The following is a 23,330-nucleotide window of genomic DNA, read 5'->3' as shown; positions in this document are numbered from 1 at the left end:
ATTTATATCCGCTTAACAGCGATACACTTTAGGCGATTAAGCTTGAGAAGCTTTAACCTGTGCGTGTAGCTCTTGAACTGAAGTTACTGACGTTTTCGCGTCTGCAGTGTGCGCCATACAAGTCGCGAACGCAGCGTTTAGCGTAGTCGTGTAGTTAACTTTCTCAGCCAATGCGCCACGACGAAGTACTTTAGAATCTTCAATCGCTTGACGGCCAGCTGCTGTGTTCACGATGTACGTGTACTCGTTGTTCTTGATACGGTCAAGAATGTGAGGACGACCTTCGTGTACCTTGTTTACTAGACGTGGGTTGATACCCGCTTCACCAAGGATAACCGCTGTACCGTGTGTTGCGTCTAGCTGGTAACCAAGCTTAGATAGCTTAGATGCTAGGTCAACAACACGCTCTTTGTCGCCTTCGCGAACAGAAAGAAGTGCACGGCCGCCTTCTGGGTAGATGTTGCCACAACCCAATTCAGCTTTAGAGTATGCTTCTGCGAACGTCGCACCAACACCCATAACTTCACCAGTAGAGCGCATTTCTGGGCCTAACAGTGGGTCAACACCAGGGAACTTGTTGAATGGAAGCACAACTTCTTTCACTGAGTAGTAAGGTGGGATGATTTCTTTCGTAAAGCCTTGAGACTCTAGCGATTGACCCGCCATTACACGAGCAGCAATCTTAGCGATTGGCGCGCCAGTTGCTTTAGATACGAATGGAACCGTACGTGCTGCACGAGGGTTAACCTCGATTAGGTACACTTCATTGTTCTTAACAGCAAACTGCGTGTTCATCAGACCACGAACACCCAACTCGAACGCTAGCTTTTCAACTTGCTCGCGCATTACGTCTTGGATTTCTTGGCTTAGCGTGTATGCAGGAAGAGAACATGCTGAGTCACCTGAGTGAACACCCGCTTGCTCGATGTGCTCCATGATACCGCCGATAACTACGCGCTCACCGTCACAAATCGCATCTACGTCTACTTCAACAGCGTCGTCTAGGAAGCTATCAAGTAGTACTGGAGATTCGTTTGATACGCTAACTGCTTCGTTGAAGTAGCGACGTAAATCTTGCTCGTCGTATACGATTTCCATCGCACGACCACCAAGGACGTAAGAAGGACGTACAACAAGTGGGAAGCCGATTTCGCGAGATTTCTCAACCGCTTGCTCCATTGTTGTTACTGTCGCGTTTTCTGGCTGAAGTAGGCCTAGACGGTCTACAGCAACTTGGAAACGCTCACGGTCTTCTGCACGGTCGATTGCGTCTGGGCTAGTACCGATGATAGGTACGCCAGCAGCTTCAAGAGCACGAGCCAGTTTAAGTGGCGTTTGACCACCGTACTGAACGATAACGCCTTTTGGCTTCTCAACACGAGCGATTGCTAGTACGTCTTCCAGAGTTACTGGTTCGAAGTACAAACGGTCAGATGTATCGTAGTCTGTAGAAACTGTCTCAGGGTTACAGTTAACCATGATAGTTTCGTAGCCATCTTCACGTAGTGCTAATGATGCGTGTACACAACAGTAGTCAAATTCAATACCTTGACCGATACGGTTTGGACCGCCGCCTAGAATCATGATCTTGTCTTTGTCTGTTGGGTTTGCTTCACACTCGTCATCGTAAGATGAGTACATGTAAGCTGTATCAGAAGAGAACTCAGCCGCACACGTATCTACACGCTTGTATACCGGGTGGATATCGTATTGGTCACGCATACGACGGATTTCACTTTCCGCTACACCTAGAATTTTAGATAGGCGCGCATCAGCAAAACCTTTACGCTTAAGCTTATTTAGCTCGTCCTTGTTCAGACCAGCAAAGCCTTTCGCTTTCAGTTCTTGCTCTAGCTTAACGATGTCTTCGATTTGAACTAGGAACCAACGGTCGATTTGCGTTAGGTTGAATACACCATCTACCGACATACCAGCACGGAATGCGTCAGCGATGTACCAAATACGCTCTGCGCCAGCTTCTTTGAGTTCGTGACGGATAGTCGTTAGAGCATCAGGTGCATCTAGGTCTACCATTTCGTCAAAACCAGTTGCGCCTACTTCTAGGCCGCGAAGTGCTTTTTGTAGAGATTCTTGTTGGTTACGGCCGATAGCCATAACTTCACCAACAGACTTCATTTGAGTCGTTAGACGGTCGTTAGCACCTGCAAATTTCTCGAAGTTAAAACGAGGAATCTTAGTTACTACGTAGTCGATTGTTGGTTCGAATGATGCTGGCGTTGCGCCGCCAGTGATGTCATTCATTAGCTCGTCTAGCGTGAAGCCAACAGCCAGTTTCGCTGCAATCTTAGCGATTGGGAAACCTGTTGCTTTAGATGCTAGTGCAGAAGAGCGAGATACACGCGGGTTCATCTCGATGATAACCATACGGCCATCTTTCGGGTTGATACCAAACTGTACGTTTGAACCACCTGTTTCAACACCAATCTCACGCAGTACTGCTAGAGATGCGTTACGCATTAGTTGGTATTCTTTGTCGGTCAGCGTTTGAGCTGGAGCCACAGTGATTGAGTCACCAGTGTGAATACCCATTGGGTCGAAGTTTTCAATCGCACATACGATGATGCAGTTGTCGTTTTTGTCACGAACCACTTCCATCTCGTACTCTTTCCAACCGATAAGCGATTCATCGATAAGAAGTTCGTTTGTTGGGGATAAGTCCAAACCACGACGACAGATTTCTTCAAATTCTTCTTTGTTGTAAGCGATGCCGCCACCAGTACCACCCATCGTGAAAGATGGACGAATGATACAAGGGAAGCCAACCATGTCTAAAACTTTGTAAGCTTCTTCCATAGATTTCGCTGTATCAGCAGTTGGACACTCAAGGCCAATTGCTTTCATTGCTTTATCGAAACGTGAACGGTCTTCTGCTTTATCGATAGCGTCAGCCGTTGCACCAATCATTTCAACACCGAACTCTTCAAGAACGCCGTGCTTTTCTAAGTCTAGAGCACAGTTCAATGCAGTTTGGCCACCCATAGTAGGTAGAACTGCATCAGGCTTCTCTTTAGCGATGATGTTACGCACAACTTCCCATTGGATAGGCTCGATGTAAGTTGCATCGGCCATATCTGGGTCAGTCATGATTGTCGCTGGGTTCGAGTTTACAAGAATAACTCGGTAACCTTCTTCGCGAAGCGCTTTACAAGCTTGAGCACCAGAGTAATCAAACTCACATGCTTGGCCGATAACGATCGGGCCAGCACCTAGAATAAGAATACTTTTAATGTCAGTACGTTTTGGCATTGTCTACTACTCCGAATTACGCTGTGTCTTGCTTGTCTGAAACAGACTGCTGAATTAGTTCAATAAAGTGGTCGAATAACGGCGCTGCGTCTTCTGGACCTGGGCTCGCTTCAGGGTGACCTTGGAAGCTGAATGCTGGTTTGTCTGTACGGTGAATACCTTGTAGAGAACCATCAAATAGTGATTTGTGCGTTGCACGTAGTGTCTCTGGAAGGGTTTCTTCGTCAGCAGCAAAGCCGTGGTTTTGCGAAGTAATCATCACAACATCACGATCTAAATCTTTAACCGGGTGGTTTGCACCGTGGTGACCAAACTTCATCTTCACTGTCTTAGCGCCTGACGCAAGAGCAAGAATCTGGTGACCTAGACAGATACCGAAGATTGGTAAGCCTTTTTCTAGGAACACTTTTGTCGCTTCAATTGCGTAAGTACATGGTTCTGGGTCACCAGGGCCATTTGAAAGGAAAACACCGTCTGGGTTCAGAGCTAGTACTTCTTCAGCAGAAGTTTCAGCTGGAACAACCGTTAGGCGGCAGCCGCGGTCAACAAGCATTCGTAGGATGTTTCGTTTTGCACCGAAGTCATAAGCAACAACGTGGTATGGCAATTCAGAGTCTGCTTTCGCTTCAGGAAGTCCACCCGTAAGCGTCCACGAACCTTGTTTCCATTGATACGCTTCTTTTGTTGTAACTTCTTTCGCAAGGTCCATACCTTTCAGGCCAGGGAATTCTTTTGCTTTAGCTAGAGCCAAAGCTTCGTCTAAATTTCCGTCGTTTACTGAAGAGCCAGCGACGATACAACCGTTCTGTGCGCCTTTTTCACGAAGAATACGCGTCAGCTTACGAGTATCGATATCAGCGATACCAACAACGTTTTGCGACTTAAGGTAATCAGAAAGGGATTGTTCATTACGGAAGTTAGAAGCGATTAGAGGGAGATCGCGAATCACAAGGCCTTGAGCGTGGATTGAAGAAGATTCTTCGTCTTCGGAATTGGTTCCGGTATTGCCAATGTGAGGGTAAGTAAGGGTAACGATTTGTTGAGAATAGGAAGGATCAGTGAGGATTTCTTGGTACCCCGTCATCGAGGTATTAAAAACGACTTCACCAACTGCAGAACCTACAGCGCCAATGGCTTCACCGTGAAATACTGTCCCATCTTCTAGGACAAGTAGTGCTGACTTCTTCAAGACAACCTCCAGAAATAAAAATGCATTAAAATTGATTTAATTTGCAAATCTACCTTCCTGCAACACCAGAAACTGCGTGTTTATGGAAATTAGACAAATTGGCGGTATTTTAGTGATGTGCGTGATACGTGTCAACATTTAACGCAAAAGAAATTAAACATTTGTAAGGACTAATTCAATTTACGCCATCAAAGCTTCAAAAGTTTAACTTTCATGCTCATTTCGGCCGAATATTACGATTTTCTCATTTTCACCCCTCATTTTAACCAACCATAGAGTGACAAAAATATCAGCAACAAAACGCAATCGATAAATACAAAGAGAAAAGATCGAAATTTAAAGACCTAAAACAAAAAACACACTATAAGCATTAAAAAACAAAGTTAAATAAGGAAAATCGACGATCAGAAGAAACTAGAGGGAGGTTTGTAAAAGGGATATTACGAGGAAAAATGTACCAAATAAAGAAAGCGCCGGCAATTGCCAGCGCATAAATATCTATTTATAGGTCATTCAAACCTAGGACATCAGTCATGGTATAAAAGCCGGCTGGTTTATCATTTAACCAGACTGCAGCCTTGATTGCGCCATTAGCGAAAGTCATTCGGTCTGTGGCTTTATGAGTAATTTCGACTCGCTCACCGATATCAGCAAACATAGCGGTGTGTTCACCAATAATGTCACCGGCACGAATCGTAGCGAAACCGATCTCATCTTTCGTACGCTCACCAGTAATACCTTCACGTGACCATACAGCTACATCGTTGAGCTCATTGCCCATCGCACCAGCAATCGCTTCGCCCATACCAATCGCAGTACCAGAAGGTGCATCGACTTTATGACGGTGGTGAGCCTCAACGATCTCAACATCGCAGTAATCGCCCATGACTTTAGCGGCCTTTTCTAGCAACTTAAATACAAGGTTCACACCGACACTGTAGTTAGGTGCCATTACAATAGGCATCTCTTTTGAAGCCGCATCAATCACCTGTTTCTCTTCTTCAGAGAAACCCGTCGTACCGATGATTAGCTTTTTACCGTGACGTTTACAAAGTTCAATATTCGCTAATGTGCTAACAGGGGCAGTAAAATCGACAATCACATCAAACTCTTCGATGGCTTTAGACAAGTCATCCACTAACGCGACATCAAAACGACCTTCACCACATAACTCGCCAACATCAACACCGACCAAAGATGACTCTGGACGCTCTGAGCCAGCACCAACACTTGCTTCTGAATTATGATGAGCGGCTTTCACCAAGTTGCGACCCATACGGCCCGCTGCTCCTGCAATTGCAATTCTTACCACTGCGAATATCTCCATTGTTTTGGTTACCGTTGCCACTTCTCTCTTGCAGCAACGTTCATTCGATTAATCTCTTTAAACTAACAACAATCTCAAACTCAGGCTAGCAATTACGAAAACTCTTTTACCACTCGCTCTAAAATTGGCACATTTGCTTCAGGGAAGGCGTATTGATTCAATGATTCAAGACTTACCCATTCACCTTGCTGACCTTCTTTGCCATAAGGTTGCTGTTCAAAGTCGGTCACAAGGATGAAGTCAAACTTAAGTGACTTGTCCGTGTAATCAAACTCAAGGTGCTCAAACAAAGACTGCTCAGTCACTTTAATGCCGATCTCTTCATCCAACTCACGAGTCATTGCTTGTTCAATGGTTTCGCCCGCTTCTACCTTGCCACCAGGGAACTCCCAAAAACCGCCCTTGTGTTTGTCGTCTGGGCGCTTAGTGATAAATACTTGTGACTTATCTTGGTTAAAGATAATGCCCGCTACAATATGGATTCTTTTCATGTGTTGGTGTTCCTTAATAAGACGCTTAACTCACATAGTCCCTGAATGCGTCATCCTCAAGAAGGAGGAACGACTGAGTTGGGGATCTAAAACAACGTGAGTCTAACTAAACGAGATTCCCTATTACGCTAGTTCCTCGCTATAGGGAATGACGACTTCCTTGTATAACAAAGTAAGCCATGAAATTTACATACAAAAAGAGCCGCCTAAGCGACTCTTTATATTCTATTTATCAGTTTTATGAAGCTAAGTTGTAGTACTTGAGAGCAAGGCGGTGGCACAGAGCTTACGACTGTAAGTGAGTACCACCAACGCAGCTATCATGCGCTACAACAACGATTCACTAAACTTACGCGATTTTACCGTGACACTGCTTGTACTTCTTGCCACTTCCACATGGACATGGCTCGTTACGACCCACTTTACGCTCATCACGTACTACCGTTTGTGGAGATGCTGGTTCAGCTTCATCGTCACCTAACTGGTTTTCAGCAGTTGCATGTTGTGCTTGTGCACGACGCGCCGCTTCTTCAGCTTGAGCTTGACGTTGAGCTTCCATCTTTTCTACTTCTTCTTGTTGCTGAACGCGAACTTTAGAAAGGATGGTAATAACATCTGATTTCAGAACTTCTAGTAGACCTTCAAACAGTTCAAACGACTCGCGCTTGTACTCTTGTTTCGGGTTCTTCTGAGCGTAACCACGCAGGTGGATACCTTGACGAAGGTGATCCATCGCAGCCAAGTGTTCTTTCCAAAGGCCATCTAGCGTTTGCAGCATTACAGATTTCTCGAAGTTACGTAGTACTTGAGCACCAACCACTTCTTCTTTCTGTTTGTACGAATCAACCGCCATACCTAGGATACGTTCACGCAGTGCTTCTTCGTAAAGCTTGTCGTCTTCGTCTAACCAACCTTGAATATCGAACTCTAGATCGAAGTCGTTCTTCAGGCGATCTTGCAGACCTGCGATATCCCACATATCTTCAAGCGATTGAGGAGCAATGTACTCATCGATAACCGAAGTAAACACGTCTTCACGGTTGTGTTCAATCATTTCGCTGATGTCGTCAGAACTCATTAGTTCGTCACGAAGCTCATAAACCACTTTACGTTGGTCATTGGCTACATCATCGTACTCAAGAAGCTGCTTACGAATATCGAAGTTACGACCTTCAACTTTACGTTGTGCTTTTTCAATTGAGCGAGAAAGCATCTTAGATTCGATCGCTTCGCCTTCGTCCATACCACTTTGGATAAGACCTGCCATACGATCCGATGTGAAGATACGTAGCAGTGAGTCTTCCATTGAAAGATAGAAACGAGAAGAACCTGCATCACCTTGACGACCAGAACGACCACGTAGCTGGTTATCGATACGGCGAGATTCATGACGCTCAGTACCAATGATGTGCAGACCACCTGACTCAAGTACTTTATCGTGGATTACTCTCCAGTCAGCTTTGATCTTATCGATCTGCTCTTGAGTTGGGTTATCCAGCTTTTCAACTTGTGCCTGCCAGCTGCCACCTAACACGATATCGGTACCACGACCGGCCATGTTAGTTGCGATAGTTACCGCGCTTGGCGTACCTGCTTGTGCAACGATCTCAGCTTCCATTTCGTGGAACTTGGCGTTTAGAACGTTGTGCTTAATTTTTGCTTTTTTCAGTGCGTTAGACAGTAGCTCAGACTTCTCGATAGAAACTGTACCAACCAGTGATGGCTGACCTGCAGCTACACGGTCTTTAATGTCTTCAATGATCGCATTGAACTTGTCTTCTTCAGTACGATAAACCACATCTGGCATATCGTTACGAACCATAGGCTTGTTGGTTGGGATAACCACAGTTTCTAGGCCGTAGATAGACTGGAATTCGAAAGCTTCTGTGTCGGCTGTACCTGTCATACCTGACAGTTTTTCGTATAGACGGAAGAAGTTTTGGAAAGTAATCGATGCTAGCGTCTGGTTTTCATTCTGAATCTTCACACCTTCTTTCGCTTCAACAGCTTGGTGTAAACCTTCAGACCAACGACGACCTGGCATTGTACGACCGGTATGTTCATCAACGATAACCACTTCGCCATCTTCAGTAACGATGTAGTCTACGTTCTTCTCAAACAATACGTGTGCACGAAGCGCTGCATTAACATGGTGCAATAGGCTGATGTTTGTTGGAGAGTAAAGCGTGTCGCCCTCTTCCATCAGACCGTTTTTCACCATCAGTTCTTCTACAAATTCTTGACCGTTTTCAGTCAGGTGAACCTGCTTCGATTTCTCGTCCATGGTGTAGTGACCTTCACCACGGTACTCTTCAGAATCTTCTTTATCTTGGCGCTCAAGGTTAGGAATTAACGTGTTAATACGCGTGTAAAGATCTGAGCTATCTTCAGCAGGGCCAGAGATAATAAGTGGAGTACGAGCTTCATCAATTAAGATTGAGTCAACTTCATCGACAACAGCGAAGAAGCGTTCGCGTTGGACACGATCTTCAGCACGGAAAGCCATGTTGTCACGTAGGTAATCGAAACCAAACTCGTTGTTTGTTCCGTATAGGATGTCAGCTTGGTACGCTTCTTTTTTCTCTGGCGGAGCCATGTTTGGCACGTTCACGCCAACCGTCATACCAAGGAATTCAAATAATGGGCGGTTTGTTTCCGCATCACGCTTCGCTAGGTAGTCGTTCACCGTTACTACGTGAACACCTTTGCTAGGTAGGGCGTTAAGATAAGCTGGTAAGGTTGCTGTAAGAGTCTTACCTTCACCAGTACGCATTTCTGCAATTTGGCCAGCATTTAGAACCATGCCACCAATCATTTGCACGTCAAAGTGACGCATGCCGTAAACACGCTTAGACGCTTCACGTACCGTAGCAAATGCTTCCGGTAGAAGTTGGTCTAGCGATTCACCTTTATCTAAGCGCTCACGAAACTCAACCGTTTTTGCTTTTAGCTCTTCGTCTGAAAGTGCTTCAAACGTTGGTTCGTAGTTATTAATTTCTTTTACAATTTTTCTAAGGCGGCGCAGTGTTCTGTCATTGCGACTGCCAATTACCTTTGTCAGCAGCTTAGTAATCATGTGCTTGGAATCTCTTCGTTCTCAGATCGTCCGCGATCTATTTTAAATGCCGTCAGTCTCTACTAGCTATGAACTAGTCTTCAGTTACTAACCAAGGATACTGAGATAAATCTAGTATCTTTGATATTGTACTTGAGAGTAGAGTTTTCAAGGCTTGAGTTAAAATTAATGCCCTTTAGTGTAAGTAATTTTCACACCAACGACCATTTATAACCCCATTTGTTTGATGTGCTTGGAACTTTTCTTTCTAATTGCTGACGGATTAGCCAGACTGTAGCCCATTGGTAGTCAACTTTCGGATGTTGACGACACTGTATCTGGAAAATAGATACAAAAAAACCAGGTCAATGACCTGGTTTTCGAAATCTTATATTGTTGTAAACAACAATTACGCTAGAACCATTCCTGGTTCAGCAAATGCAACAGGAGAGCCTACTTCTTCTTCGAATGTTGCCCATTCCCAAGCTTCTGCGTCAGCAAGTACTGCACGTAGTAGTTGGTTGTTTAGGCCGTGACCTGATTTGTATGCACGGAACTCACCAATAATAGCGTGTCCACACATGTAAAGGTCACCAATCGCATCCAGTACTTTGTGAGTTACGAACTCATTGTCAAAACGCAGACCTTCTTCATTAAGAATTCGGTATTCGTCTAGAACGATAGCGTTATCGAAGCTACCGCCAAGTACTAGGTTTTGAGATTGTAGGTACTCAATATCGCGCATGAAGCCGAAAGTACGAGCGCGAGAGATTTCTTTCACAAAGCCTTGTGAAGAGAAATCAAACAACAAACGTTGCTCATCTGATTCAATTGCTGGGTGGTTAAAGTCGATCTCAAAGTCCATACGGAAGCCGTTAAATGGAACAAACTCTGCCCACTTATCGCCATCTTCAAAACGGATAGGCTTTTTGATACGAATAAAACGCTTCGCTGCATTCAGTGTTTCCACACCCGCTTGCTGTAGCAAGTATACGAATGGGCTTGCGCTACCATCCATAATTGGGATCTCTGGTGCATCTACTTCAACAATAATGTTGTCGATGCCCATGCCCGCTAGAGCTGCGTTAAGGTGTTCCACTGTAGAGATACGTACGCCTTCGTCATTAACAAGAGCAGTACATAACATAGTGTCACGAACTGATGCTGGATCAGCTGGGAAATCTACAGGTGGATTTACATCTGTACGACGATAAACAATGCCTGTATTTGCAGCTGCCGGGCGAAGAGTAAGTGTGACTTTACGACCAGAGTGGAGACCCACACCAGTTGTTTTCACAATTTCTTTCAGAGTACGTTGTCTGATCATCTGCTTGCCTCGTTATCAGTGCTACAAATCACGGTCAGTATTTACCGACCGCGAATTTTACCATTAATTCGACTATAGTCAAATTTTGGGTGTTTGTTAATCAGCCTGACGTCGTAAGAATGCTGGAATATCTAAATATCCACTCTCTTTCTCAGCTTTAGGTGCAGCACTTTGGCTAGCGCCTGTACCTGAAGAAACAGGTGACGTTGTTGGCTGTGGCTTAACTTGAGGTTTAACCTCAGTTTTTTCTTGCAATGGCTGTGCCACTTTCTCTTCCACTTTTGGTGCAGTTTGAGCCGCTATCTGTGGTTGAGGAGTTGGTGCAACCTTAGCTTTACCACCAGCAACTAAAGTAATGTCTGGTTTTTTCTCTGTACCGATACCTGTTGCAACAACAGTTACGCGGATTTCATCCGTCATATCAGGGTCTAGAGAAGTACCAATCACAACTGTTGCGTTATCAGATGCGAATGCCTTAACTGTGTTACCTACTGTTTCGAATTCATCTAGACGCATATCTAGGCCTGCTGTGATGTTCACAAGAACGCCACGTGCACCAGCTAGGTCGATGTCTTCTAGTAGTGGGCTAGAAATTGCCGTTTCAGCAGCTTCTTCAGCACGGTCTTCACCTTTTGCGATACCGCTACCCATCATTGCATGACCCATCTCAGACATTACGGTGCGAACATCCGCGAAATCGACGTTAATCATACCAGGGCGAGTAATTAGCTCAGCGATACCTTGTACAGCGTTTTTAAGTACATCATTTGCACTTGCGAAAGCTTCAAGCAGTGTTACGCCACGGCCAAGTACTTTAAGTAGCTTTTCATTTGGAATCGTAATTAAAGAATCCACATGCTTAGAAAGCTCTTCGATACCTTGCTCAGCAAACGCTAAACGCTTTTTGCCTTCAAAGCTGAATGGCTTAGTTACAACAGCAACCGTTAGCACACCCAACTCTTTCGCAACTTCAGCAATAACTGGAGCAGCACCTGTACCAGTACCACCGCCCATACCAGCTGCGATAAATACCATATCGGCGCCAGTTAGAACTTCTTTAATTCTTTCTCGATCTTCGAGAGCTGCATCACGGCCTACTTGTGGGTTTGCACCAGCGCCCAAACCTTTAGTGATATCACCACCAATTTGGATCACGCTGCTCACGCTTGTTTTACGAAGTGCTTGAGCATCAGTGTTAACACTGATGAATTCTACGCCTTCGATTGATTCACGTACCATGTGCTCAACAGCGTTACCGCCACCGCCACCAACTCCAACGACTTTAATTACTGCATCGTCAGACATTTCCATCATCGGTTCAAACATGTGTTATCTCCGTTTTTTCCTGCAACTCAGGTTAAAACTCTTTTTGTATCCAATTACGCAATTTGCCAAACAAACCAGACATAGAAGGTGCTGAACGCTTAGGTTCGCTGTAATCACCTTCATCACTGATCTGACAATCTCTTGCGTAATGAAGTAAACCAACCGCCGTAGAATGATACGGCTCTTTAACATAGTCAGTTAAGCCACTAACTTCTAATGGCTTACCAACTCGAACTTGATTGCGGAAAACACGTTCCGCACACTCTACCAATCCGTCAATTTGTGCCGCTCCACCAGTGAGAACGACGCCAGCTGCAAGGTGGTGTTTAATACCTTCATCTCGTAGCTGTAATTGAACCGTATCAATAGTTTGGTTAACGAGACCCATAAGTTCAGTGTAACGTGGTTCAATCACTTCCGACAAAGTTTGTCGTTGCAAACTTCTCGATGGGCGACCACCAACACTTGGGACGTTAACAGAGTCATCCTTGCTTACGAGTTCACTCAGAGCGCAACCATGGTTTACTTTTATCTCTTCAGCATCGCTCACTGGCGTGCCGAAAGCGAAGGCAATATCACTGGTTACTGCATTTCCTGCGTAGGAAAAGACTTCTGTGTGTCGCAGTGCGCCGCCAGTCCAAATGGAAATATCCATCGTACCCGCGCCGATATCCACCACACATACTCCAAGCTCTCTCTCGTCTTCAGTAATTACCGCATTACTTGAGGCAAGTCCTGAAAACACGATGTGTTCTACTGTGAGACCACATCGTTCAACAGCTTTAATAATGTTTCTCGCCATGTCGCTATGGCAAGAAATTAGGTGAACGCTGACTTCCATTCGAACACCAGATAAACCAAGTGGGTTCTTAATCCCTTCTTGATAATCAATGGTAAATTCTTGTGGGATCACGTGCAGAATTCTCTGCTCATCACCTATTTTAATTGATTTCGCGGTATGGATCGCTCGATCCATATCGTCTTGAGACACCTCTTCATCAGAGATTGTGCCCATGCCTTTTTCAATTCGGCTTGCGATATGTTTGCCCGATAGCGAGATAAACACGTTGCTGATTTGGCATTCCGCCATCAGCTCTGCTTGATCAATAGCTCGCTGAACCGACTTAACTACCGACTCTAGGTCGTTTACACCACCTTTATCCATACCTCTGGATGGGCTTTGCCCAGAACCAATGATATTGATTTGACCATCAGGCAATATTTCACCAACCAGAGCTGATATGGTCGCAGTGCCTATATCAAGACCAACGATTATGTTGTCATCTGCGGTCTTAGTCATCTGTGCTCTCTTCTAACTCTTGCTCTGGAAACCAGCCTACAGCGGCTCCCGTATCATACCTGAGGTCGATGTAGCTCACTTGATTCGCCTTACTACCTAACTCGTTGTAAAGCGAAATGAAGCGTTCAACACGCTCATCTAAAGAATCTTTACCTAGTTCTAAACGGATACCGTTATCTAGGATTATTTGCCAAGCGCGACGCTCATTGAGAACGAGCGAGGTAACGGTTAACCCTAGACTGTTAATCAAAGGAGTTATGTGTCGCCACTTTTCTATCACTTCTTGGCTGGTGCCGTCTGGGCCGTAAAGCTTAACTCTATCGCCCTTTAATAGGCCGATATCACCATTGAACACCTGACCATCGTCATTCAGCAGCATGTTGCCGTTCCAGATTGCTGCCGCATGGTACTCAGTCAAAAATACTTTTATTGTGTCTGGCCACTGCTTACGAATAGAGACAACAGATACCCAAGGTAACGCTTCTAAACTGTCTTGCAACACGCCGATGTCTTGCGACATAAATGTTCCAATGTGTTCAAGCTCGCCAAAGGCATGTTGAACATCACCAGCGGTTACGTAAGTTAAGTCGCCTTGAAGTACTATTTTGGAGAGAGGCAATCGCTGATCGTCCCACATCCAAGTCAGTGTGGTATAGAAAAGAAACCCAATGAATAGCAATACCATGACAAAAAAAGACCCGCCTAAGGCGTGTTTCTTGAGCGACGGTAAACTGAATAGGTGGCGGTTTTCGCTAAAAGTACTTTCTACCAAAGCCCGCATTCCCTGTCGTTGGTTCGCAATTCTATTCCCTATCTTCGTAATAGAGGTAAAAGCACTTACTTTAACCTATGAATTATACTGAGCAAAATCAAACTATCAAACGTTGATAATAAGATTTTTGGTCAATTTTAGGTCAATCGCAAGAAGTGAGCGATCGACCACAGTATGTAGACGCTATTCTGTTACGCGTTATGCATTTTATTAATGTCTAATTGTAGCGATTCAAGTTGCTTAGCTACACGACCAACATCACCTGCACCCTGTGTTAAAACAAGGTCGCCGCCTTGAATTACGTTCGCTAGAGCCGATGGCAGTGTGTTGATATCAGCAACAAAGATTGGATCAATCTTACCACGCCCACGAATAGTTCGACTTAGTGAACGTCCGTCAGCCCCTGCAATCGGTTTCTCACCTGCTGAATACACATCTAATAAGATTAAGACATCAACTTGTTCAAGAACGTTCGCAAAATCATCATATAAATCACGTGTTCGGCTGTAGCGGTGTGGTTGGAAGATCATCACGAGACGTTTGTCAGTCCAGCCACTGCGAGCAGCTTGAATCGTCACATCCACTTCCGTTGGGTGATGACCGTAATCATCGACCAACATCGCCACGCCTTTACCCGTTTCGTACTCACCAAGGTGATCGAAACGGCGACCAGTACCTTCGGTTCCCGCCATCGCTTTTAGAATCGCTTCATCGCTGATGTCATCTTCAGTCGCAACCGCAATCGCCGCTGATGCATTCAGTGCGTTGTGGCGACCTGGGATGTTCAACGTGATATCTAGGTTCGCTTTGCCTTCACGTACAACCGTAAACTTGCCTTGTTGGCCTTCTTGTACGTAGTTTTCAATACGGATATCTGCGTCTTCAGAGAAGCCGTAAGTAATCACTTGGCGGCTTACCTGAGGGATCAGCTCACGTACAACAGGATCATCTACACACATCACAGCCTGACCGTAGAATGGTAGGTTGTGCAGGAAATCGATAAACGTCTGCTTTAGCGTTTCAAAGTCGCCACCGTAAGTATCCATATGATCCGCTTCAATGTTAGTTACGATACTAACCATTGGTTGCAGATGTAAGAATGACGCATCACTTTCGTCAGCTTCAGCAATAAGGATACGGCTTGAACCTAGACGAGCATTAGTACCCGCACTTTTCACCAAACCACCGTTAACGAAGGTCGGATCTAAGCCTGCTTCAGAATAAATCTGTGTAACCAAAGCCGTTGTTGTTGTTTTACCGTGCGTACCTGCCACAGCAATGCCATGACGAAAACGCATCAGCTCAGCCAGCATTTCCGCACGACGAACGATAGGTGTGCGCGCTTCACGAGCTGCAATAATCTCTGGGTTTTCTTCGTTGATAGCGGTTGATACCACCACCACACTTGCATCGGCAACGTTACTTGCTTGGTGACCAATGTAAACGGTCGCGCCCTTGCTAACTAAACGATCAGTCACTGGGTTTTGAGCAATATCAGAACCTGTGATTTGGTAGCCTTCATTTAGCAGGACTTCAGCAATCCCGCTCATGCCTGCACCACCAATACCAATGAAGTGGATAGATTTAACACGGCGCATCTCTGGCACCATTGCACGGATTTGCGCTAAGTCTTGGGTATGTTCAATCGTCATCAATTCAATCTCATTATTTTGCTAAAGCTTTAATCGCTTCAGCGACGGTCACATCAGCATCAAGCTTGGCTGCTTGACGAGCTTTTGCTGCCATCATTTTTAATTCATTTCTATCAAGCCCGGCGATCGTATTCGCTAGCTTATCAGCCGTCAGTTGAGGCTGTTCAATCATTAACGCTGCGCCACACTCAACTAAGTGATCGGCGTTCAGCGCTTGTTGTCTGTCTTTGTGCATAAACGGAACGAAGATAGAACCCACACCCGCCGCAGAGACTTCTGATACGGTTAATGCACCTGAGCGACACACTAATAGATCTGCCCACTCATAAGCTTGCGCCACATCATCAATAAATTCAGTCACTTGAACATTATCTACAGAATGTGATTTGTATTGCTCAATAACTTGTTGTTGGTTGTTCTTGCCCGCTTGGTGCATCACTGTGAAGCCTTCGCCAAGCTGCGCCATCGTCACTGGCAAGGTATCATTTAGGATCTTAGCGCCTTGGCTACCGCCCATCACCAAGATGCGAATATCGCCATCACGCTCCGCCATGCGTTGCTCTGGTTCAGCTAAGGCAACCACATCTTCACGTACAGGATTACCTACCACTTCCGCAGTAGGAAACGCACCAGGGAAAGCTTGGAATACCTTTTTAGCAATTTTAGACAGCCATTGGTTAGTTAAACCTGCCACTGCATTTTGCTCATGCAGTACCACTGGAATACCAGACAACCATGCCGCGATACCGCCGGGACCACTTACGTAGCCGCCCATGCCAAGCACCACATCTGGCTGCCATGCTTTGATGTGCTGCCTTGCTTGAAGTATGGCATTGATAATCTGGAACGGCGCTTTAATTAGCTTGCTAATGCCTTGACCGCGCAGGCCTTTCACTTTGATGAAGTCGATCTCAATGCCATGCTTTGGCACTAAATCCGCTTCCATTCTGTCTGCGGTTCCTAACCAGCGAATTTCCCAACCTTGCTGCTGAAGCTTTTTAGCCACCGCTAGCCCTGGGAAAACATGACCGCCAGTACCACCAGCCATCACTAAAAGTTTTTTGTTTTGTTTCATCACGTTAGATTCTTATTCTACTAATTCGTTTTGATTGTCGGCTTGTTCTTTTTGTTGTATCCGGCATTCGTGATCGATACGCAGCAGCATAGAAACCGCCACCGACATCACGATAAGACTTGAACCACCATAACTGATTAACGGCAAGGTTAGACCTTTAGTTGGAACAATACCTGAAGCAGCGCCTACGTTAACAAGCGTTTGAAAAGCAAACCAAATACCAATACCGAAAGCCAAATAGCCACTGAACACTTGGTCGTTATCGAAGGCTTTTTTGCCAATAAGAATGGCTTTAAACACCAAACTAAAGATCAGCATCAGCACTAAGGTAACACCGACGAAGCCAAGTTCCTCGGCCAATACAGCAAATACAAAGTCGGTGTGTGCTTCCGGTAGATATTCGAGTTTTTGAATTGAGTTGCCAAGCCCTTGCCCCATCCAATCACCACGACCGAAGGCCATCAATGATTGGGTTAACTGGTAGCCACTGCCGAACGGGTCATTCCAAGGTTCCCAGAAAGAGGTCACACGTCGAACACGATAGGGTTCTATGACAATCAAGCCGACAACAGCGGCAATGCCCGCCACCATCAAGGCAATAAACTGTGAAAGTTTGGCACCGGCGATAAATAACATGCCGAACAGGGTAACCAGCATTACGACTACGGTACCTAAATCGGGTTGACCGAGCAGCAACACAGCAAAGGCGCCAAATACCATGATAGGTTTACCGAAACCACCGAAGAAGGTTTTCCTTACTTCGTCTTGTTTTCGAACCAAGTAGCCCGCCATAAAGATAAACAGTGATAGCTTGGCGACTTCGGCTGGCTGTAGGTTAAATAAGCCGAGAGGGATCCAACGCGATGCACCGTTAACTGACTTACCGACCGCTAATACTACGATCAGCAAGAAGAAGGACAAGCCCAGTAAGTACATACTGTACTGAAACCAGCGTTGCATCGGGATCTGTAATATGACGCTGGACACACCTAACGCCAACACAAGGAAGATGGCATGACGGAACATAAAGTGAAACGGCTGATCGGTTAAACGAGCACTGATTGGGAACGAAGCCGACGTTACCATTACCAAGCCCGTCAACATCAGTCCAAGAGCAATCCATACCAACTGACGATCGTAGAGCGCCTCTGGTGTGGCACGGTTAAGCCATTGCCAAATAGATTGATTGATCTCTTTCACTCTTTGCACTGAATGCTAGTCCTTCAACACGTTAGGCATACTCATGAGCAAGGTCAGTGAACGCATCACCTCTCGCCATGAAATTATTAAATTGATCGAAGCTTGCGCACGCAGGAGACAGCATCACCATATCTCCAGCCACCAGTTGTGGTGAGATAGATTCGATTATCTGCTGCATGGTCTCGAACTTTTGTGCTGATGGATGCAACGGCATAAATTGATCTGCATCTTCACCGAAGCAACACAACTGAACACGATCTAGTTGCGCCAATACAGGTTTAAGCTCGCTAAAGTCAGCACCTTTACCAACGCCACCAACCAAGAGATACAAAGTACCTTGGTACTCTAAACCGGACAGAGCCGCTAATGTGCTCGCTACGTTGGTTGCTTTTGAGTCGTTAACCCATTTGATTTCGCGCTTGTCAGCCACCACTTGGCAGCGATGAGTCAAACCATTGTAAGCTTTCAAAGCTTCAAGGCTATTGCTGTAATCGATACCAACTTGCTTCAATAACGCTAAAGAGACTAACGCATTCGCCACATTATGACGTCCAACCAATGTTAAGTCTTGAGTAGCAAGCACAGGTTTACCGTTATCGACTAACCACTCCGTACCATCAATCGTCGCAACACCAAACTCTTGATCATCGAGTCCAAATGTCACCAATGGCATTGTCAGGTCTGGGTAAGTTTCTTTGTCTTCACGGTTTACAATCGCACACTGCGCGTTATTGAAGATTCTTAACTTAGCCTCGCGGTAGTCAGCCATGCCTTGATAGCGATCCATGTGATCTTCAGACAGGTTCAAAAAGGCTGCCGCTGCAAGGTTCAGATTCGATGTGGTCTCTAACTGGAAGCTTGATAGCTCGAGCACATATAAATCTGCATCAAGCTCAAGAAGGTCTAAAGCCGGAATACCAATATTGCCACCGACACCAACGTTAAGGCCTGCCGCTTTAGCAAGCACACCAGTCAAATCCGTCACGGTACTCTTGCCATTTGAGCCAGTGATCGCCACGGCGGGTTTATTCACCGCCCAGCCAAACAGTTCAATATCGCCAACAACTGGAGTACCCGCTTGGATAACATCTTGAATTTCAGGCGTCGCTAAGGCGATACCTGGGTTAGCAATCACCAAATCAGCTTCCGCTAACCATTGGCTATTCCAGCTTCCAGAATGCAGTTCTACCGATTCAGGCAAAGACTCTCTGCCCGGCGGTAGTTCTCGCGTATCAATGACCTTCACATGAGTGTGAGGTTGATATTTTACGAGATGTTTAACGACAGAGAGCCCGGTAATACCGAGCCCCACAACCACTACATTTTGAATATTTTGCCAACGTTCCATTTAAACAAGATGCTCTTAATAGTTTTAAAGAGCCTCTATGACAGAGGCTCGCATAGGGTTAACGAACTTTCAGTGTCGCTAGGCCAACCAGTACTAATACCATTGAGATGATCCAGAAGCGCACGATTACGCGCGGCTCAGGCCAGCCTTTAAGTTCATAGTGATGATGAATCGGTGCCATACGGAAAATACGTTGACCACGCAATTTGTAAGAACCCACCTGCAGGATTACTGACAAGGTCTCCATTACAAACACACCGCCCATAATAACCAGTACCAACTCTTGACGAACAAGTACCGCAATCACACCTAACGCACCACCCAGTGCTAGAGAGCCAACATCGCCCATGAATACTTGTGCTGGGTAAGTGTTGAACCATAGGAAGCCAAGGCCAGCACCCACGATAGCAGTACATACCACAACCAATTCAGAGGTATATGGAATGTATGGAATGTGTAGATATGCCGCGAAGTTAACGTTACCTGTCGCCCAAGCGATAACAGCAAAACCAGCAGCAACCATAACCGTTGGCATAATCGCCAAGCCATCTAGGCCGTCTGTTAGGTTTACCGCGTTACTGGTACCCACAATAACAAAGTAAGTTAGAACAATGTACAGTAAACCAAGTTGTGGCATCACATCTTTGAAGAAAGGAACCACCAATTGTGTTGCTGCAGTATCTTGCCCATGAGCATACAGAGCAAATGCCACTACCAAAGCAATCGCCGACTGCCAGAAGTACTTCCAACGAGCAATCAAACCATCAGTGTTCTTGCGAACAACTTTACGATAATCATCAACAAAGCCAACCGCGCCATATCCACCAAGCACTACAAGTACTGCCCAAACGTAAGGGTTTGATAAGTCAGCCCAAAGCAAGACTGTAATAATGATCGCAGCAAGGATCATCACACCACCCATGGTTGGTGTACCACGCTTACTAAAGTGAGACTCAGGGCCGTCGTTACGAACAACTTGACCAATTTGCAGCATTTGCAGACGCTCAATTAAACGAGGTCCCATCCACAGCGACAGACATAAAGCAGTCAAAATGCTCGCGATTGCACGAAACGATAGGTATTCGAACAAACGGAAAAAAGAAAAGTGTGGCTGTAGTAGCTCTGCAAGCCAAATTATCATGAAAAGTTCTCCTTTAAAGCAGCGGCTATTTTACTCATTCCTGCACTATTGGCGCCTTTTACCAACATGGTATGTGGCGCGTTTTCTGGCAAGCTCAAGTGCTGCTCTATGTGCGCGATCATCGCTTGATGCGTAGTAAAGTGGGTACCATTACAGACCTCACTAATCACCTTGGTATCATCACCGTAAGTGAGTACATGCTCAAAAGCGAATGGGGCAGCATATTCACCGACTTGACGGTGAAGTGCAAGGCTTTCATCGCCTAATTCAGCCATATTGCCTAAAATCAACCAACGTTGACCTTTGAAGCTCGACAGCAATTTCGCTGCAGCCTTCATTGCCGGTACGCTGGCGTTGTAACTGTCATCTATCAGCTTGATATTCTGACTTAACTGTTGAACCTCAACTCGGCCTTTAACGGAGATAAGATTCGCTAAACCGCTTTTAATTTCTGCAAGCGTGGCACCGAATTGAATGCTCAGTGCTGCTGCCGCTAATGCGTTTGCCACATTGTGCTGGCCGATAATGCCAAGTTCAACGGGCACAGAACCTTTTGGTGTCTGCATATCAAAGCACGCTTCACCTTGCTCGTTGATACGAATATTTTTGGCAAAGTAATCCGCTGTATCATCACTTTCTGAAAAGCTCAGAACCGCTTTATCTGCGAGAACTTCACTCCAAAATTCGCCACCGTTACTCTCTAAACTAACAATAGCAGTGTCACCAGCTGCAAGCCCCTGAAAAATTTCACCTTTTGCTTGCTTCACACCATCAATTGAGCCAAATCCTTCTAGGTGCGCCGCTGCCACATTATTTACCAAAGCAACCTGTGGTTTCACTAGCTGAGTGGTGTAAGCAATTTCACCGATGTGATTGGCGCCTAATTCGATCACCGCGTAATCATCACTTGGCTCACTGCGTAACAAGGTTAGCGGAACACCAATATCATTATTGAAGTTACCCGCTGTAAACAGCACCTTGCCACGTTGTTGTAAAATACTTGCGACCATCTCTTTAACGGTCGTCTTACCGCAGCTGCCTGTAATCGCCATAGTTGGGACGTTACATTGCTCGTGAATCCAAGCACTTAGCTGACCTAAAGCAAGTTTAGTGTCTTCAACAACAACTTGAGTAATATTTAGGTCAAGTTTTCGTTCGACTAACAACGCGCTCGCATTAGCCTCTACCGCTTGATGACAAAAGTCATGCGCATCAAAACGTTCGCCAACAAGAGCAACAAACAGTGCCCCCTCTTCAACGGTGCGAGTGTCAGTAGAAACCGCATTAATAACACTATTGCTCGACTTGCCAGCCTCAATCAACTGACCGCTCACCGCTGAGCAAATCTGCTCAAGTGATACATCAATCATTATGAAATACCTAAAAGTTGCAGCGCAGACTCGCGATCTGAGTAATGGATCGTTTCGTCTTTCAATACTTGGTAATCCTCATGGCCTTTACCAGCCAAAAGAATAATGTCATTACTACCAGCCTGTTCTAGAGCAAACTTAACCGCTTGATAGCGATCGTGCTCGACGAATGCAGATTCAGGTTCGCTTAAGCCAGCAAGCATGTCTTTAACAATCAAAGCAGGATCTTCGCTGCGAGGGTTGTCATCTGAAATAATAATTTTGTCGGCGAACTGCTCAGCCGTTACCGCCATCATTGGGCGCTTACCTGTGTCGCGGTCGCCACCACAGCCGAAGATAGCCCAAAGCTTTCCAGAGCAGTGAACTCGCAGTGCTGCCAATGCTTTTTCTAGAGCATCTGGTGTGTGCGCGTAATCGACAACGACTTTTGCTTTGTTTGGTACTTGGAACAGTTCCATACGACCAATCACAGGTTGAAGCTGAGGCGCAGTGTCGACCAAGATTTGCTTGTCGATGCCTAGTGAAAGCAGAGTCGCGAAAGCAACCAACACATTTGATGCGTTGAACTGACCAATTAAAGGAACCGAAAGCTGACCTTGCCCCCAGCTACCATCAAAATTGAGTTTGATGCCTGTCTCCGCATAAGCGACATCAGAGGCCCACACCGACTGTTGGTAACCAGACAACGGAAGCAATGAAACCGCTATCGCATTGGACAAGTCTGACATCCAAGCTTTACCCACTTCGTCATCCACATTAATGACTGCATGCTTGCATTTGTGTTGAGTAAACAGGCTTTTCTTAGCCAGTGCGTACTCTTCCATCGTGCCGTGATAATCCAAGTGGTCACGACTCAGGTTTGTGAATACACCAACCTCAAAATCCAATGCTTTTACTCGGCCTTGAACCAAACCATGAGACGAGATTTCCATCGCGGTATAAACGGCTTTTTCTTCAGCCAACTCACTCAGCGTGCGCTGTATTTCAATCGCGCTGCCTGTGGTGTTAGCCGCTGTTTTTAGATTATCTAAGAAGCCATTACCTGTAGTGCCCATTACCGCAGAGCGTTGACCAACGAGATCAAGCCATTGAGCAATCAATTGAGTGATGGTGGTTTTGCCATTGGTGCCAGTAACACCAATCAGTTTGGTCGCTTGAGAAGAGTAAACTCGACCAGCCAGTTCAGAGAGAATTGAATTTAGCTCTGCTACATAAACAACAGGAACTGCATTTAACCACTCAACCAAGCCATGAGCTTTGTCATCACCAGCCTGTGCGATGATGGCTTTCGCACCTTGAGCGATCGCTTTTTCGATAAAGCGACGACCATCAACGGCATGCCCAACAATGGCAACAAAAATATCACCGTCCTTGATTGCACGGCTATCCAACTCCAATTGCTCAACAGCAATCGCATCTAGCTCAGAAGAACTGAAGTCTCCCCAAGGAGAAAGTAAAGATGACAGCGTGAGGCTATTACTCATATTGAA

General features: G+C 45.6%; 16 protein-coding genes. All 16 read right to left on the bottom strand.

The genetic code is table 11. The features are described from left to right. Positions 1-36: 36 nt before the first annotated feature. Entirely contained in the window at positions 37-3,267 is a 3,231-nt protein-coding gene (gene carB / locus L1D22_RS12895; protein ID WP_239830093.1) for a carbamoyl-phosphate synthase large subunit, read from the bottom strand. A 16-nt stretch (positions 3,268-3,283) separates the two neighbouring features. Continuing rightward, entirely contained in the window at positions 3,284-4,456 is a 1,173-nt protein-coding gene (gene carA / locus L1D22_RS12890) for a glutamine-hydrolyzing carbamoyl-phosphate synthase small subunit (RefSeq protein ID WP_239830092.1), read from the bottom strand. Between the two features lie 502 nt (positions 4,457-4,958). Then, a complete protein-coding gene (gene dapB, locus L1D22_RS12885) occupies positions 4,959-5,783 on the bottom strand; it encodes a 4-hydroxy-tetrahydrodipicolinate reductase (RefSeq protein WP_026084086.1) in 825 nt (274 codons plus the stop codon). Positions 5,784-5,875: 92 nt separating this feature from the next. Next, entirely contained in the window at positions 5,876-6,274 is a 399-nt protein-coding gene (gene mutT / locus L1D22_RS12880) for an 8-oxo-dGTP diphosphatase MutT (protein ID WP_176680906.1), read from the bottom strand. Between the two features lie 349 nt (positions 6,275-6,623). Continuing rightward, complete coding sequence (gene secA / locus L1D22_RS12875; RefSeq protein WP_239830091.1) at positions 6,624-9,350, bottom strand: preprotein translocase subunit SecA; 2,727 nt, start codon at positions 9,348-9,350, stop codon at positions 6,624-6,626. A 388-nt stretch (positions 9,351-9,738) separates the two neighbouring features. Continuing rightward, complete coding sequence (gene lpxC, locus L1D22_RS12870) at positions 9,739-10,656, bottom strand: UDP-3-O-acyl-N-acetylglucosamine deacetylase (RefSeq protein ID WP_010434751.1); 918 nt, start codon at positions 10,654-10,656, stop codon at positions 9,739-9,741. 96 nt (positions 10,657-10,752) lie between these two features. Then, the gene (gene ftsZ, locus L1D22_RS12865; protein ID WP_239830090.1) at positions 10,753-11,982 is read right to left on the bottom strand and encodes a cell division protein FtsZ; all 1,230 of its coding nucleotides are present in this window, start codon (positions 11,980-11,982) and stop codon (positions 10,753-10,755) included. A gap of 31 nt (positions 11,983-12,013) precedes the next feature. Then, positions 12,014-13,282: a cell division protein FtsA gene (ftsA, locus tag L1D22_RS12860; protein ID WP_017056050.1), complete on the bottom strand. Its 1,269-nt coding sequence runs from the start codon at positions 13,280-13,282 to the stop codon at positions 12,014-12,016. Next, on the bottom strand, positions 13,275-14,054 hold the full coding sequence (locus tag L1D22_RS12855) for a cell division protein FtsQ/DivIB (protein WP_239830089.1): 780 nt from the start codon (positions 14,052-14,054) through the stop codon (positions 13,275-13,277). Before L1D22_RS12855 ends, ftsA begins: the two co-directional genes overlap by 8 nt. A 191-nt stretch (positions 14,055-14,245) precedes the next feature. Beyond that, entirely contained in the window at positions 14,246-15,706 is a 1,461-nt protein-coding gene (gene murC, locus L1D22_RS12850; RefSeq protein ID WP_239830088.1) for a UDP-N-acetylmuramate--L-alanine ligase, read from the bottom strand. A 13-nt stretch (positions 15,707-15,719) separates the two neighbouring features. Further along, positions 15,720-16,781 (bottom strand): undecaprenyldiphospho-muramoylpentapeptide beta-N-acetylglucosaminyltransferase, encoded by a 1,062-nt coding sequence (gene murG / locus L1D22_RS12845; protein ID WP_239830107.1) that lies wholly within the window; start codon positions 16,779-16,781, stop codon positions 15,720-15,722. A 12-nt stretch (positions 16,782-16,793) separates the two neighbouring features. Next, positions 16,794-17,990 (bottom strand): cell division protein FtsW, encoded by a 1,197-nt coding sequence (gene ftsW, locus L1D22_RS12840; RefSeq protein ID WP_017629347.1) that lies wholly within the window; start codon positions 17,988-17,990, stop codon positions 16,794-16,796. Positions 17,991-18,012: 22 nt separating this feature from the next. Then, positions 18,013-19,329: a UDP-N-acetylmuramoyl-L-alanine--D-glutamate ligase gene (gene murD / locus L1D22_RS12835; protein WP_239830087.1), complete on the bottom strand. Its 1,317-nt coding sequence runs from the start codon at positions 19,327-19,329 to the stop codon at positions 18,013-18,015. Positions 19,330-19,387: 58 nt separating this feature from the next. Beyond that, entirely contained in the window at positions 19,388-20,470 is a 1,083-nt protein-coding gene (mraY, locus tag L1D22_RS12830; protein WP_017059284.1) for a phospho-N-acetylmuramoyl-pentapeptide-transferase, read from the bottom strand. Next, positions 20,467-21,840, bottom strand: a complete 1,374-nt coding sequence (gene murF, locus L1D22_RS12825; RefSeq protein WP_239830086.1) for a UDP-N-acetylmuramoyl-tripeptide--D-alanyl-D-alanine ligase — start codon at positions 21,838-21,840, stop codon at positions 20,467-20,469. The genes mraY and murF overlap by 4 nt, the downstream gene beginning before the upstream one ends. Further along, positions 21,840-23,324 carry a UDP-N-acetylmuramoyl-L-alanyl-D-glutamate--2,6-diaminopimelate ligase gene (gene murE, locus L1D22_RS12820; RefSeq protein WP_239830085.1) on the bottom strand — a complete coding sequence of 495 codons (1,485 nt, stop codon included), beginning with the start codon at positions 23,322-23,324 and terminating at the stop codon, positions 21,840-21,842. The genes murF and murE overlap by 1 nt, the downstream gene beginning before the upstream one ends. Positions 23,325-23,330 lie beyond the last annotated feature (6 nt).

It is taken from the genome of Vibrio sp. Isolate34, from assembly GCF_022397915.1.
In the GTDB taxonomy this organism is placed as follows: domain Bacteria; phylum Pseudomonadota; class Gammaproteobacteria; order Enterobacterales; family Vibrionaceae; genus Vibrio.
The sequence above is the reverse complement of the archived record's forward strand: the minus strand, read 5'-3'. Positions and strand labels throughout refer to the sequence as shown.

What these genes read in the sequence shown, in the direction of transcription:
- carB (WP_239830093.1), bottom strand. Translation starts at nt 3,267, where the DNA reads ATGCCAAAACGTACTGACATTAAAAGTATTCTTATTCTAGGTGCTGGC.
- dapB (WP_026084086.1), bottom strand. Translation starts at nt 5,783, where the DNA reads ATGGAGATATTCGCAGTGGTAAGAATTGCAATTGCAGGAGCAGCGGGC.
- mutT (WP_176680906.1), bottom strand. Translation starts at nt 6,274, where the DNA reads ATGAAAAGAATCCATATTGTAGCGGGCATTATCTTTAACCAAGATAAG.
- secA (WP_239830091.1), bottom strand. Translation starts at nt 9,350, where the DNA reads ATGATTACTAAGCTGCTGACAAAGGTAATTGGCAGTCGCAATGACAGA.
- lpxC (WP_010434751.1), bottom strand. Translation starts at nt 10,656, where the DNA reads ATGATCAGACAACGTACTCTGAAAGAAATTGTGAAAACAACTGGTGTG.
- ftsZ (WP_239830090.1), bottom strand. Translation starts at nt 11,982, where the DNA reads ATGTTTGAACCGATGATGGAAATGTCTGACGATGCAGTAATTAAAGTC.
- ftsA (WP_017056050.1), bottom strand. Translation starts at nt 13,282, where the DNA reads ATGACTAAGACCGCAGATGACAACATAATCGTTGGTCTTGATATAGGC.
- murC (WP_239830088.1), bottom strand. Translation starts at nt 15,706, where the DNA reads ATGACGATTGAACATACCCAAGACTTAGCGCAAATCCGTGCAATGGTG.
- murG (WP_239830107.1), bottom strand. Translation starts at nt 16,781, where the DNA reads ATGAAACAAAACAAAAAACTTTTAGTGATGGCTGGTGGTACTGGCGGT.
- murD (WP_239830087.1), bottom strand. Translation starts at nt 19,329, where the DNA reads ATGGAACGTTGGCAAAATATTCAAAATGTAGTGGTTGTGGGGCTCGGT.
- mraY (WP_017059284.1), bottom strand. Translation starts at nt 20,470, where the DNA reads ATGATAATTTGGCTTGCAGAGCTACTACAGCCACACTTTTCTTTTTTC.
- murF (WP_239830086.1), bottom strand. Translation starts at nt 21,840, where the DNA reads ATGATTGATGTATCACTTGAGCAGATTTGCTCAGCGGTGAGCGGTCAG.
- murE (WP_239830085.1), bottom strand. Translation starts at nt 23,324, where the DNA reads ATGAGTAATAGCCTCACGCTGTCATCTTTACTTTCTCCTTGGGGAGAC.